Source organism: Conexibacter woesei DSM 14684, assembly GCF_000025265.1.
Taxonomy (GTDB): domain Bacteria; phylum Actinomycetota; class Thermoleophilia; order Solirubrobacterales; family Solirubrobacteraceae; genus Conexibacter; species Conexibacter woesei.
The window spans coordinates 4,607,569-4,620,160 of sequence record NC_013739.1 but is presented as its reverse complement, the minus strand read 5'-3'; the positions used below and the strand labels follow the sequence as shown (position 1 = coordinate 4,620,160).

General features: G+C 72.1%; 13 protein-coding genes. 10 read left to right on the top strand and 3 right to left on the bottom strand.

Features of this window, described 5'->3' with window-relative positions; genetic code table 11:
* Positions 1–11: 11 nt before the first annotated feature.
* Positions 12–821, bottom strand: a complete 810-nt coding sequence (locus tag CWOE_RS21765) for a hypothetical protein (RefSeq protein WP_012935803.1) — start codon at positions 819–821, stop codon at positions 12–14.
* A gap of 331 nt (positions 822–1,152) precedes the next feature.
* On the opposite strand from CWOE_RS21765, the gene CWOE_RS21760 reads away from it, so the two are divergent.
* The 6 genes from CWOE_RS21760 (at position 1,153) to CWOE_RS21735 (ending at position 5,595) form a co-directional block, all read left to right on the top strand.
* Entirely contained in the window at positions 1,153–1,752 is a 600-nt protein-coding gene (locus CWOE_RS21760; protein WP_012935802.1) for a dihydrofolate reductase family protein, read from the top strand.
* 133 nt (positions 1,753–1,885) lie between these two features.
* A complete protein-coding gene (locus tag CWOE_RS21755; protein ID WP_012935801.1) occupies positions 1,886–2,398 on the top strand; it encodes a hypothetical protein in 513 nt (170 codons plus the stop codon).
* Positions 2,399–2,499: 101 nt separating this feature from the next.
* Positions 2,500–3,183, top strand: a complete 684-nt coding sequence (locus CWOE_RS21750; RefSeq protein WP_012935800.1) for a ferritin-like domain-containing protein — start codon at positions 2,500–2,502, stop codon at positions 3,181–3,183.
* A 14-nt stretch (positions 3,184–3,197) separates the two neighbouring features.
* Positions 3,198–3,941, top strand: coding sequence for a ferritin-like domain-containing protein (locus tag CWOE_RS31220; RefSeq protein ID WP_012935799.1), 744 nt, complete (start codon positions 3,198–3,200; stop codon positions 3,939–3,941).
* Between the two features lie 4 nt (positions 3,942–3,945).
* Entirely contained in the window at positions 3,946–4,770 is an 825-nt protein-coding gene (locus CWOE_RS21740; protein WP_012935798.1) for a L,D-transpeptidase, read from the top strand.
* Between the two features lie 30 nt (positions 4,771–4,800).
* A complete protein-coding gene (locus CWOE_RS21735) occupies positions 4,801–5,595 on the top strand; it encodes an MTAP family purine nucleoside phosphorylase (protein WP_012935797.1) in 795 nt (264 codons plus the stop codon).
* Here CWOE_RS21735 and CWOE_RS21730 read toward each other — a convergent pair.
* On the bottom strand, positions 5,582–6,415 hold the full coding sequence (locus CWOE_RS21730) for a DUF3159 domain-containing protein (RefSeq protein WP_012935796.1): 834 nt from the start codon (positions 6,413–6,415) through the stop codon (positions 5,582–5,584). The genes CWOE_RS21735 and CWOE_RS21730 overlap by 14 nt on opposite strands.
* A gap of 88 nt (positions 6,416–6,503) precedes the next feature.
* Here CWOE_RS21730 and CWOE_RS21725 point away from each other — a divergent pair, with 88 nt between their 5' ends.
* From CWOE_RS21725 to CWOE_RS21715, 3 genes are all read left to right on the top strand, one after another.
* Positions 6,504–7,580: an AI-2E family transporter gene (locus CWOE_RS21725; protein WP_012935795.1), complete on the top strand. Its 1,077-nt coding sequence runs from the start codon at positions 6,504–6,506 to the stop codon at positions 7,578–7,580.
* Positions 7,581–7,633: 53 nt separating this feature from the next.
* Complete coding sequence (locus tag CWOE_RS21720; RefSeq protein ID WP_012935794.1) at positions 7,634–8,194, top strand: hypothetical protein; 561 nt, start codon at positions 7,634–7,636, stop codon at positions 8,192–8,194.
* 120 nt (positions 8,195–8,314) lie between these two features.
* Positions 8,315–10,507 carry a collagen-like triple helix repeat-containing protein gene (locus CWOE_RS21715; RefSeq protein WP_012935793.1) on the top strand — a complete coding sequence of 731 codons (2,193 nt, stop codon included), beginning with the start codon at positions 8,315–8,317 and terminating at the stop codon, positions 10,505–10,507.
* A gap of 15 nt (positions 10,508–10,522) precedes the next feature.
* Here the strand turns inward: CWOE_RS21715 and CWOE_RS21710 are convergent, their stop codons facing one another.
* A complete protein-coding gene (locus tag CWOE_RS21710) occupies positions 10,523–11,506 on the bottom strand; it encodes an aldose epimerase family protein (protein WP_012935792.1) in 984 nt (327 codons plus the stop codon).
* 258 nt (positions 11,507–11,764) lie between these two features.
* Here CWOE_RS21710 and CWOE_RS21705 point away from each other — a divergent pair, with 258 nt between their 5' ends.
* Positions 11,765–12,535 carry an SDR family NAD(P)-dependent oxidoreductase gene (locus CWOE_RS21705; RefSeq protein ID WP_049793363.1) on the top strand — a complete coding sequence of 257 codons (771 nt, stop codon included), beginning with the start codon at positions 11,765–11,767 and terminating at the stop codon, positions 12,533–12,535.
* Positions 12,536–12,592: the final 57 nt, after the last annotated feature.

Here is a 12,592-nt window from a genome sequence, read left to right as displayed (position 1 = left end):
ACCTCACGTCGTCAGCAGCGGTCGTCGGCTCCTCTCAGCATCGCCCACGAGCTGGCGTTGCCGTTGCCGATCGCGTTGTTGGCGAGGGATGCGTCGCTGGACCGCTCGCGAGCGCAGTACTGGGTGCCCGTGCCCATGCCGTGGTCGGCGAGCAGGCTGTCGCCGTCACGGAAGTTGCCCATCGACTTTCCTATGTTCGTGCCGAAGTTGTGCCAGCCCGTGCCGGTGTAGACCGGACCGCTGTACGCATAGCTGAGATACGGCCAGTACTCGTCCGCGAATATGCAGAAGTATCTGTCGGGGCAGTCGTTGATCGTGGCCGCCTTCGCCTTCGGCCGCTTCGCCGCCGCGGCGCGCGCACCGGGGACCGGCATCGCCATGCCGTGGTCGATCACGATCAGGCCGTCCGCGGCGAAGTTGAAGCCGTTGCGCGCGAAGTCCTGAACGACGGTGAGGTTCCGCACGCTCGCCGGCATCAGATCGAGCTCGCCCGCCTTCGCGTAGTACACGACCGAGCGCGGCTGCGTGTCACCTCGGTACACGAGCGCGGGGAGCTCGTAGAACCCCGACGTCGACTGGGCCTTCAGCTCCTCCAGGCTCGCGACGGACGCGGCGGCTGCCGCCTCCGGGACGAACGAGCCGCTCTCCGGGGTGTCGCATTGCACGCCGACACATAGGTCGGTCGACGCGCTCGGCACTGCCTCAGCAGTTGCTGCCGTCGGCAGCGTGATGAGCGCGGTCACGGCCACGGCCGCCGCGACGAGCAGGCGCCCGGCCTGCCGTCGTGACAGCGGCATACGTCGGTCGACAGATGGCGTCATCTGTCCTCCTTTGTGGGGTTGATTTAGCCCGCGCGGACGAGAGCGGAGAGGCGCAGCACGCCACCGCTTCCACGCGAGACGCGTTCGAACGAGCCGCTCGCCGAGCCGCTCCGTTCGCGTTCGAATCTATTCAGCTCAGAGTTTTCTGTCAAGAAACCTATATATCGAAACCATGGAAAACTGTTTGACATGTGTGGCGGCGCCGACCGCCATCGGCCGACGATCGCAGCCCGGGGCGATGCCGAGGCGTGTCGAGAACGCCGCGGCGGCTCCGACCCCTCTGTGACACGGCGCCGAGAGCGGCGTCACGACCCGAGAAGGAGCCAACCTGATGACCCGAGTGACAAGCGACATGGCGATGTCGGTCGACGGCTTCGTCGCCGGCCCCAATCAGCGCGAGGACGCGCCGTTCGGCGACGGCGTCGACGAGCGGCTGCATCGCTGGATGTTCGAGGAGGCCGACGCGCACGCCGAGGAGCTCGCGGCGATCACGGCGGCCGGCGCCTTCGTGATGGGGCGCAACATGTTCAGTCCGGGCCGTGGAGCGTGGGACCTCGACTGGAGGGGCTGGTGGGGCCAGGATCCGCCGTACCACGCGCCCGTCTTCGTCCTCACCCATCACGAGCGCGCGCCGCTCGCGATGGACGGCGGCACGACGTTCCACTTCGTCACGGACGGGATCGAGGCGGCGCTCGAACGGGCGCGCGCGGCCGCCGGCGACCGCGACGTCTCGATCGCCGGGGGCGCGGCGACGGTCAATCAGTACCTCGCCGCCGGCCTGATCGACGAGCTGCGGCTGCACGTCGCGCCCGTCCTGCTCGGCGCCGGCGAGCGGCTGCTCGACGGCGCTCCCAACGCGCAGCTGGAGCTGCTCGGCGAGCCGCGCGGCACCGGCCTCGTCACGCACCTGCGCTACGGCGTCGTGCGCTGAGCGACGCCGGCCGGTGGAGACGGCGCCACGCGCGCCGTCTCCAGACAGGCGCGGGGAGGTCTCGCCGCCGACCCGGCGAACTAGAAGCCTGACTCTTGTGGCAAGTGCATCGACCTCGAGGGGGAGGGCTGTCATGGCGAGCGATACCCAACCGGCCGCGGCGAGCGAGCGGACCGTCTTCGACGACGTCGCCTACTGGCTGACGATCGTCTCGGTCTACTTCCTCGTCGGCGTGCTCTTCTTCTACTCCGGCAAGGAGAAGCTGTTCGACGGCGACGCGAAGGCGCCGCCCGGGATCGAGAGACAGTTCGAGGGCACGTTCGTCGCGACGTTCCCGGGTGTGGACGCGTTGTGGGCGATCCTCTCGGTGATCGAGTTCGCCGTCTTCGTGATCCTCGTCGTGAGCCTGATCCGCGGCGAGTTCCTTCCCCACCGCCGCAAGTCGATCCTGCTGACCGGCCTCGCGCTCGGACTGCTCACCTTCGCCTGCCTCTCCTTCGGGCAGACCTCGACGGGCAACAACGAGGGCACCGCCTCGCTCTACACCTACTTCGGCGTCACCGCGATCGTGATGCTGCTCGTGCTGCTGCTGCCGCCCAACCGGCCACGCGCCTGGCTCAGCGGCATCGCCGGCCGCGACAGCTGACTCCTGACTCCTGGCTGAGACTCCGACCAGGCTGGGCCCGGCTGATCCGCCGCTCGCCGCCCTTCGCAGTGGCTGTGAAGCCATCTGGAAGGAGCAGCAGCATGGACCAACGGGTGAAGCTCGGAGAGCTTGACCGCGACGGGGCGATCCGTGAGCTGGGCGCAGAGGCGGCGGACGCCGTGCGGGAGAAGGGCGCGACACGCGCCGCCTTCCTCGCACGCGGCGGCCTGCTCGTCGGCGCCGGGCTCGCGGCCGGCTCGCTGCCGATCGCGTTCGCGGGAGCGCAGGGCGGACTCTCCAGAAGCGATGTGAGAATCCTCAACTACGCGCTGACGCTGGAGTATCTGGAGGCGGCCTTCTACGCCGACGCGCTCAGACGCGGAAGACTCAGAGGCAACGCGCTGACGTTCGCGAGAACGGCCGGCGCCGACGAGCAGGCGCACGTCGACGCGCTGAAGAGAACGCTCGGCGGGCAGGCGGTCAGAACGCCGAGATTCGACTTCATGGACGCGACCGCCACGCAGGACGCGTTCCTCAGAACGGCGCAGACGCTGGAGGACACGGGCGTCTCCGCCTACCAGGGCCAGGCGCCCGCGATCCAGTCCAGAGACGTGCTCGCGGCGGCCGGGGCGATCCTCGCCGTCGAGGCGCGCCACGCGGCATGGGTGCGCGACATCGTCGGCAGAGGGCAGGACCCGGTTCCCGCTCCCGACGCGTTCAACGAGGCGCTCGACATGACGGCCGTCCTCGACGCCGTCAGATCGACCGGCTTCATCGTCCAATGAGGAGGACGCGACCGATGCGAGACATCCATCCGACGCTCGACCAGCTCGACCAGCTCGATCGCGACGGCGCGCTGCGCGAGGCCGGCGCGCGCGTCGACCCCGTCACGCGCGCGTCGTTCCTGCGCCGCGCCGTCGCGATCGTCGGCGGTGCGGCGGCGGCCGGCGTCGTCGTGCCGGGCGTCGCGCTGCCCGGCAGTGCGCTGGCGCAGGACAGCAGCGACGTCGACATCCTCAACTACGCGCTCACGCTCGAGTACCTCGAGGCCGCCTTCTACGCCGAGGCGAACGCGAGAGGGGCGCTCAGCGGCCGGCTCGCGCAGTTCGCGAAGGTCGTCGGCGGCCATGAGGACGCGCACGTCGCCGCGCTGCAGAGAACGCTCGGGTCCAAGGCGGTCAAGCGACCGATGTTCGACTTCATGGGCACGACCTCCGATCCCGGCGCGTTCGCGAGAACGGCGATGGTGCTGGAGGACACGGGCGTCGAGGCGTATCAGGGCGCGGCGACCAACATCAGCAGCAGAGACGTGCTGACGGCGGCGATCTCGATCCACCCGGTCGAGGCGCGGCACGCCGCCTGGATCGCCTCGATCATGTCGAGCGGCGGCAGCTCGCCGACCTCGCCGGCGCCCGAGGCGTTCAACCCGGCGAGAGACATGGACGCCGTCCTCGCCGCCGTCAGATCGACCGGCTTCATCTCGTCGATGCCGGACGCGCCGGCCGGCGGTGGCGTCGGCGCGCAGCCGGCGATGACGGGCTGAGCCGATGCGCGCGCGCCCGTCCCTGCGCCGCGCGGCCGGCGCGGTCGCCGTCGTGCTCGTCGCGGTGGTCGTCGGGCTCGCGCTCGGCGGCGCGCTGTCGGGTGGCGGGGACGGCGACGGCGCGCGTGTGCAGGGCGGCGACCTCGCCGCGCTCGCGCACGCGGCCCCAGCGGCCGGCGGCTCGACCGACTTCTCGCCCGGCGCGGCGCGCTCGGATCCGGCGCGCGGCGTCGCGATCGTCGCGCGCGGCCGGTCGTCGTCGGTCGCGGTGTACGCGCGGCCCGGTGGCCCGCAGCTCCGCCGCGTGCAGCGCCGCACCGTCGACGGCGCGCGCCTGCCGGTCGTCTTCAGCGTGCTGGAGCGGCGCGGCGGCTGGCTGAAGGTCGAGCTGCCGGTGCGGCCGAACAAGGGCCGCGGCTGGGTCCGCGCGCGGGACGTGCGGCTCGCGCGCACCCCGTACCGGATCGAGATCCGCCTGCGCGACCACCGGCTCGTCGTCTTCGCGCACGACCGCCCGGCGCTGCGCGCGCCGATCGCGGTCGGCAGAGCGGTCTCGCCGACGCCGACCGGCCGCTACTTCGTCGCCGACCTGCTGCGGCCGCCGAACCCGACCGGCTTCTACGGCCCCTACGCGCTCGGCCTCTCCGCCTACTCGCCGGTCTACACGCGCTTCGCCGGCGGCGACGGCCAGGTCGGGATCCACGGAACGAACACGCCGCGGGTGCTCGGCAGCGACGTCTCGCACGGCTGCATCCGCGTCTCCAACGCGACCGTCACGCGGCTCGCGACGCTGGTCCCGCTCGGCACGCCGGTGCGGATCCGCACATAGCGCCGGTGCGGCGCGTAGCATCAGTCCGGGATGCGGGTAGGGATCATCACCGGATCAGGGAGCTACGTCCTGCCGCACGTCGCGGACGGCGTGCCGGGGCGGGTGGTCACGCGCTTCGGGACGGCCGAGCTGACGCGCGGCACGTTCGCGGGCGTCGACGTCGTCTACGTCTCGCGCCATCTGCCGGGCCACCGGCTGCTCTCCAGCCAGGTGAGGCACCGCGCCAACATCGTCGCGCTGGCCGAGGCGGGCGTCGACGCCATCGTCGCGGTGACGATCTGCGGCTCGCTCGACGCGTCGCTGCCGCCCGGCGCGCTGGTCGTCTTCGACGACCTCTACTTCCCCTCCAACCGGCTGCCGGACGGCTCGATCTGCACGCTGCACGACGATCCGGGCGCCTCCGGCCGCGGCCACTGGATCTTCGACCTGCCGTTCTCGCAGCCGCTGCGCGAGGCGCTGCTGACCGGCGCCCGCAGCGCGGGCTACGCCGCGCGCGACGGCGGCTGCTACGCCCACACCGACGGGCCGCGCTTCAACACGCGTGCGGAGCTGCGGGCGCTCATGCAGATAGGCGTCAAAGCCGTCTCACAGACGGCCGGGCCGGAGATCGTGCTGTCCGGCGAGGCCGGCGTTCCGTACGCGCTGCTCGGCTTCATCACCGACTACGCCAACGGGATAAACCCCGACGACCCGACACCGGTCGACGAGCTGGCGCGGCTGCTGGACGCCAGCGGCGACATCGTCGCCGACGTGCTGGCCGCGACGCTGCCCCGCATCCCGCCCGCCGGGCTGGGCCCGGTCGGCACGCGCCTCAGCTGGGACTGAGCTGCGGCGGCGCGTCGCTCCGCTCGGGCTTGAACTGCTTCGTCAGCGCGATCCCGATCGCGATCAGGCCGGCGCCGATCCACCACGGCCCTTCGCCCATCGACAGGACGATCACGCCGATGATCGAGATCCACGGGGTCACCTGCGCGACGAAGTCGCCGATCGGCGGGGCGACCGCGGCGTCGTCGCCGTGGGCGATCGCGCCGAGCGCCTTCACCCGCTCGGGGTACCAGAGCGTGAACTGCGCGGCGACGATCAGCGGGAACGTCTGGATGATCCAGCCGGTCCAGATGTTGTTGGAGTCGTCGAGCACGAGGTCGCCGTAGAAGCCCGACGCGGCCTCGATCAGGAACGCTATCGCCCACGCCCACGTGATCAGGTAGTTGGTGCGCAGGAACGCCGGGTTGGTCCACATCTCGCGCGGCGCCTGCTCCTTCGCGTACGCGAGCGTGAACGGCTGGCGGAGCGCGATCGAGCCGAGCGCGATCACGACGAGCGCGAGGTTGGCGACCTCGCCCGACCACCGTTCCAGCCAGCCGTGGGTGCTGTCGGACGCGACCGCGACGAAGATCGCGAGCCCGGCGAAGAAGATCACGTCGGAGTACTCGAGCAGCTTCGGTCTGCTGCCGCGCAGCCATCCGGCCATCAGGATCACGAGCGCCAGCCCGAGCGCGATCGCGGCCGACTCCTCCAGCCGGTTCTCGCCCTCGACGAGGCTGTAGACGATCCAGGGTGCGAGCCCGACGAGCGGGTTCGCGAGCAGGCCGTCGACGAACCGCCCCAGCGGGGAGGCGGATGCAGGGGTGGCGGTGGTGCGCATGGTCCAGTCATCGGCCCCGGCGGTGGAGCGCTTGAGCGGCACCGCCTCGGAGTGCGTCGCCGTCCGATCGGGGCCGTAGGGTCGGATCGTGAGCGAGCTTCCTCCGACGGGCCGCGTCGAGCTGATCGTTCCGTGGCGCACGCTCTTCACGGTGGCGGCGTTCGGGGCGGTGGTCGCGCTCGCGATCCTGTCGCTCGGCTCGCTGCTCTCGATCTTCGTCGCGGGCGTGCTCGCGCTCGGGCTCGACCCTGTCGTCAGCGCGCTCGTGCGGCGCGGCTGGAAGCGCGGCCCGGCGGCGGTCGTCGTGCTCGCGTCGGTGTTCGCCGCCGTCGTGCTGATCGTCCTGATAGCCGTCGGGCCGCTGTGGGACCAGGTGCGCGACTTCATCGCGGAGATCCCCAGATACTGGGAGGAGCTGACGAACTCCGCCGCGTTCCAGAGACTCATCTCCAGCGGGACCCAGTCCGACGTCTCGGAGGCGCTGAAGGACCTGACCGCGGGGCTGCCGGAGGCCGCGAGCACGCTGCTCGGGGCGGCCGGCGGCATCTTCGGCTCGCTGCTGTCGATGGTGACGCTCACGTTCCTGGCGCTGTTCCTGCTGATGGAGCGCCCGGCGATCACCGGCTGGCTGTTCGGCTTCGCGCCGCCGGAGGTCGAGCAGCGCTGGCACCCGGTGCTGGAGGACTCGATCTCGGCGATCTCCTCGTCGCTGATCGGGAACGTCGCGATCTCGCTCGTCGCGGCGACGGTCGCCGGCCTCTCGTCGTGGCTGTTCGGGCTGCCGTTCCCGATCGTGCTCGCGGTGATCGTCGGCCTGCTCGACCTGATCCCGCAGGTCGGCGCGACGATCGCCGCGGTGATCCTCGTCGCGGTCGCGCTGACCGTCAGCACCGAGGCGGCGATCGCGATGCTCGTGATCCAGCTCGTCTACCAGCAGGTCGAGAACTACGTCGTCTACCCGCTCGTCTACCGCCGCGCGGTCGAGCTGACCGCGTTCACGACGATCGTCTCGGTGCTCGTCGCCAGCTCGATCCTCGGCGTCGTCGGCGCGATCCTCGCGGTGCCGTTCGCCGCCGTCATCAAGATCGTCGTGCGCGAGGCGGGCCGTCCGCGGCGCGAGCGGATGGACGCGCTGCGCGAGCCCGCGCCCGAGCCGTCGGGCTAGCTTCACAACACGTTCAAGATTGGCGGTCGCGGCCGCCGTAGGGTGCTGCGGCGATGGAGACCGCGCTCAGATCCCGCCGTCCGCGCGCGCTCGTCGCGTGCTTGGCGCGCACCGCCGCCGTCGTGCTCGTGCTCGTGCTCGCGGCGACGCTGCTGGTGCGTGGAGGCGAGGAGGAGCCGGTCGCGGCGAGCGTCGTGAAGGGCCCGCACTTCGTCGACGCCGAAGAGCCCGGGGTGCTGACGTTCGAGAACGGCGACTGCTTCCACGACCCGGCGGTCAACCGGGCGATGGGGGAGCCGCAGCTGAACACCGTCGGCTGCGTCGGCGCCGAGAACGAGGTCTTCTCGTTCGTCGAGCTGCGAGACGGGCCGTGGGACGCGGCGGCGGTCGCGCGCGAGGGCGTCGCCGGCTGCGAGCGCGAGTTCCGCGGGCTGTGGGGTGAGCCCGGCTCCGGGCGGGCGCGGCTCGCCGTCTACCCGGTCTTGCCGACGCGCCGCTCGTGGACCGCCGACGGCGACCGCAACGCGATGTGCGTGGTCTACTCGCAGCTCGGTGAATTCACCGCCGACCCGATCACCGAGGTGACTTCACCTCCCGGTAACGCCGGAGGGTAGTCACTGCGGGAGGATCGCTTGTAGATCGTCGGCGCGTGCCGCCGGTCGACCTCCCTCAACGATCCACAAGGAGAGCGAGTGACGTCGTCACGTCCAGCTTCATCGCTCGCCGCGAGCAGGATGCTCCGGCGGGCCCTGTCGGTCTGCGCGCTCGCGGTCGCGCTGCCGGCGACCGCGCTGGTGCCCGGCGGCATCGCGTCCGCAGCCGCCGACGACACGCCGCGGCCGGCGATCGAGCGCTACGCGCCGTCCGCCGTCCCGGACCGCGTCGCGCTGATCCCGACTGAAGACCCGGCGCGCAGCCAGCGCGTCAGCTGGCGCTCGAACGCGACGGCGCCGAAGGCGCAGATCATCGAGGCGCCGGCGGCGTTCGGCGACACGATGATGGACAGACTCACCCCGATCGACGGCACCGACTACACGAGAATCGTCACCGTCGAGGCGACCACCAGCACGGTCGATCCGAGAACCGGCTACACGAATCGCTATCACGCGGTCGAATTCAGAGACCTGAAGCCGGGCACGCGCTACGCCTACCGTGTCGGCGACGGCACCGACCCCAACGGCTGGCCGGTCACCAACTGGACCGCGTGGGAGGACTTCACGACCGCCGAGACTGGCCTCAGAGACTTCTCCTTCGTCTACTTCGGCGACGCGCAGAACTACATCGACTCGGCCGTTCCGCGCGTCTTCCACCAGGCGGTGCTCGACCGCCCGAAGGCGAAGCTGATGATCCACGCCGGCGACCTCGTCAACCAGACCGGCGTCTCGGACGCGAACCTCCAGATCCAGGAGAAGGAGTGGGGGGAGTGGTACGGCGCCGCCGGCTACAACAACCAGACCCGCAACGTCCTGGCGACGCCGGGCAACCACGAGTACAACAGCTCGACGGCGATCACCGCCTTCTGGAAGCCGCAGTTCCCGTTCCCGGCCAACGGCCCCAGAGCGGCTGACGGCAGCCCGCTGGAGGCCGTCAGGCAGAGCGCGTACTACGTCGACTACCAGGGCGTCCGCTACATCTCGCTCGACTCCAGCCCGCTGCAGAACGGGCCCGTCCAGAACGACGTGCTGGTCGCGCAGACGAGATGGTTCGAGGACGTGCTGAGCGACCCGAGACGGCCGAAGTGGACGGTCGTGACGTTCCACCACCCGGTCTACGCCGGCACCAGCTCGCGCAACAACAGAATCGTGCGCGACAACTGGAACCCGCTGATCGACAGATACAAGGTCGACCTCGTGCTGCAGGGCCACGACCACGTCTACAACCGCGGCAACCAGGTCAAGGACGACGACGCGACCGACCCGACCAAGAGCCACGGCGCGGTCTACTCGATCTCCGTCTCCGGCGGCAAGATGTACGAGCTGAACGCAGGCGCCAACTGGAGCGACAACGGCGCCAGACGGCGCGTCGCGGCGGAGAACATCCAGCTCTACCAGCTGATCGACGTCAGCAGCGACACGCTCACCTACCAGGCGCGGCTGGCGAACGGCCGCTTCTTCGACGGCTACCGCGTCAGCAAGCCCGGCGCCGGCTGGGACGTCGCCAAGACCGTCACCGACCTCGACAGAGATCCCGACGCCGCGCCCGCCGAGCACGGCGACGCGCAGCCGACGAGAACGACGCTCGCCGCCGCGCGCAGCGTCGTGAACGAGGGCGAGGCCGTCGTGCTGGAGGCGCGCGTCGCGCCGAGCGCCGCAGGCAGCGTGCAGTTCCTCGACGGCGCCAACGCGCTGGGCGCGCCGGTCGCGCTCGACGGCGGCGTCGCGAGCTACCGCACAAGCGTCCTGGCCGCCGGCGGCCACGCGCTGACCGCCGCCTTCCTGCCCGCCGACGGCGCGAGATTCGCGCCGTCCAGCTCGACGGGCCTGTTCGTCGACGTGCGCAATGGGCAGGGCGTTCCCGGCCCGAAGGGCGACAAGGGCGACAGAGGCGATCCCGGTGAGAAGGGCGACACGGGCGATCCCGGGACGAACGGGACCAACGGCAGAGACGGCGCCGCTGGGCCGATCGGCCCCGTCGGCGCGGCCGGCGCGAAGGGCGAGAAGGGCGAGCGCGGCCCGGCCGGCCGCGACGCGCTGGTGACGTGCAAGGTGACCGGCTCCAGCTCCGCGCAGAGAGTCACGTGCTCGGTGACGTTCGGCGCGCGTGCGGCGTCGAGCCGCACGAGAGCGCGGCTGGTGCGCAACGGCCGCACCTACGCGCAGGGCCGGATCAGCAGCCTGAAGCCGACGCGCACGATCGCGCGCGGTCGCTACACGCTGCGGATCGCGTACGGCGGCGCGGTCGTCGCGGCGAGAGTCGCGGTCCGCTGAGGCTCGGCGGCGCGCTCAGGCGTCTCCCCAGGCGAGGCTCGTGACCTCGGTCACGCGCGCGCCTGGGGCCAGCCGCCGGAACGCTCCCGCCGCGCGCGCCTCGGCAGCCGCGCGGCCGGGGTTCGACGATGGCTCGATCGCGAACGTGTCGACGTCGTTCCAGAACGGGTAGCCGGGCGAGGCGCGGAAGTTCTGCCACAGCAGCAGGTGCGGGTGAGCGGCCGCGTCGCGTCGCAGCCGCAGCGCGCGGCCGTGGCGCGGCGCGGTCAGCGTCACCGTCTCGCCCGCGGGGCGCAGGCAGACGTGGTCGTGGCGGCCGTCGGCGTGCTCGGGCACGTGCCCGACGTCGAGCGTGCCGCCGTCGGCGCGGCGCGCGTGCGGCCACGCGACCGCCTGCGGCGTGGCGAGCAGCGCCTCCTCGGGCGCGAACGGCGGCGCCGGCACGACGGCGCCGGCCTCCTCCAGCTCCAGCTCGATCCGCCCGCCGGCGAACGTCTCGCGCGCGAAGCAGGGGTGCTCGCCGGAGAGATACTCGGCCGGTTCGTCGCCGACGTTCTCGACGACCTGCTCGACCGTCAGCGTCGCGCCCCGCAGCGACGTCGTGCGCGTGACGGCGAACGGGCTGCGGACGGTCCGGACGCGCGCGACGACGCGCTCCGCGCTCGCCTCGACGACCGTCCACGGCAGCCGCACCAGCTCGCCGTGGACCAGCTGCGACGGGTCGTCGCCCGGGTCTGGGTAGCCGACGAGTGGGAACATCGTGAACCAGCCGCCGGCCCAGCGGTCGAGGAAGCTCTCCGCTGACGCCGCGGCGGCGCCGAGGTCGCGCGTGCACGGCGCCGGCTCGTGCGCGCGGCGGTGCCACAGCGCGTCGGCGCTGCTGGCGCGGTCGACGAACGTGAGGATCGTGCAGCCCTGCTGTGGCAGCACGGTCGCGGTCGCCTCGGCGGTGGTCAGCTCGCAGGACGGCAGCGACTGGGCGGGGGAGAGATCGGTCACGGGCAGGCTCGCTGGGTCGGGAGGGTGGGCGGCTGGTGCCGGATGGCTCGCGCTGGTCCGGCTCGCGCTGGTCCGGCTCGCGCTCGTCCGGCTCGCGCTCGTCCGACTCGCGCTTGCTCGGCGCGCGCGACCGCGCTTGACCGCGGCCGCCTGCAACCTCTACGTTCGCGAGCAGTTTGTCAACAGAAAACGAATACGAAACTGCGCGGTTCGCGCGGAAGGGGATCTCCACGCATGGCTCCACGCACAGGCGCACGGGTGAGCATCGTGACGGGCGCGGCGTCCGGCATCGGCCGCGCGACCGCGCTCGCGCTCGCGGAAGCGGGCGACGCGGTGCTCGCCGCGGACCTCGACGGCGGCGGGGCGGAGCGCACCGCTGTCGCGATCGTCGCTCGCGGCGGCGTCGCGCGCGCGTGCGCCACCGACGTCGCCGCGGCTGCCGACTGCGAGGCGGCGGTCGGCGCGGCGGCGGCGCTCGGGCCGCTGCGCGCGCTCGTCAACGTCGCCGGGATCGCGGTCGCGCCGGATGCGGTCGAGACCGTCTCCGACGCCGATCTCGACCGGCTGCTGGCGGTCAACGTCGGCTCGATCTTCCGCCTCGGCCGCCACGCGATCCCGCTGCTGCGCGCGGCCGGCGGCGGCGTGATCGTCAACACGGGCTCGGTCCACGCGTACGCGTCGATGACCGACAACGCCGCCTACGCCGCCTCGAAAGGGGCGATCGGCGCGCTGACGCGGCAGATGGCGCTCGACCTCGCGCCCGACGCGATCCGCGCGGTCTGCGTGGCGCCCGGCGCGGTCGACACCCCGCTCAGCCGGCGCGAGCTGGACCGCCGCGGCCTGTCGGCGGCCGAGGCCGGCTTCGGCGACGGCGGCGCGGGGGAGGAGGGTCGCGGCACCACGATCGCCCGCGTTGCCGCCGCGGAGGAGGTGGCGAGCGTGATCGCCTGGCTCACCACCGACGCGGCCGCCGTCGTCAACGGCACGACCGTCGTCGCCGACGCCGGCCTGCTCGCGCGGCTGGTCTGAGCCTCCGCACGACTCGCCGGCGCCGGGCGCGGAAGGAGCCGCCCCGCCGCCACCCCG

Bases quoted from the DNA above. Each gene is read 5' to 3' on its own strand.
- CWOE_RS21760 (WP_012935802.1), top strand. From the start codon at position 1,153: ATGACCCGAGTGACAAGCGACATGGCGATGTCGGTCGACGGCTTCGTC.
- CWOE_RS21765 (WP_012935803.1), bottom strand. From the start codon at position 821: ATGACGCCATCTGTCGACCGACGTATGCCGCTGTCACGACGGCAGGCC.
- CWOE_RS21720 (WP_012935794.1), top strand. From the start codon at position 7,634: ATGGAGACCGCGCTCAGATCCCGCCGTCCGCGCGCGCTCGTCGCGTGC.
- CWOE_RS21715 (WP_012935793.1), top strand. From the start codon at position 8,315: ATGCTCCGGCGGGCCCTGTCGGTCTGCGCGCTCGCGGTCGCGCTGCCG.
- CWOE_RS21750 (WP_012935800.1), top strand. From the start codon at position 2,500: ATGGACCAACGGGTGAAGCTCGGAGAGCTTGACCGCGACGGGGCGATC.
- CWOE_RS21730 (WP_012935796.1), bottom strand. From the start codon at position 6,415: ATGCGCACCACCGCCACCCCTGCATCCGCCTCCCCGCTGGGGCGGTTC.
- CWOE_RS21735 (WP_012935797.1), top strand. From the start codon at position 4,801: ATGCGGGTAGGGATCATCACCGGATCAGGGAGCTACGTCCTGCCGCAC.
- CWOE_RS21755 (WP_012935801.1), top strand. From the start codon at position 1,886: ATGGCGAGCGATACCCAACCGGCCGCGGCGAGCGAGCGGACCGTCTTC.
- CWOE_RS21740 (WP_012935798.1), top strand. From the start codon at position 3,946: ATGCGCGCGCGCCCGTCCCTGCGCCGCGCGGCCGGCGCGGTCGCCGTC.
- CWOE_RS31220 (WP_012935799.1), top strand. From the start codon at position 3,198: ATGCGAGACATCCATCCGACGCTCGACCAGCTCGACCAGCTCGATCGC.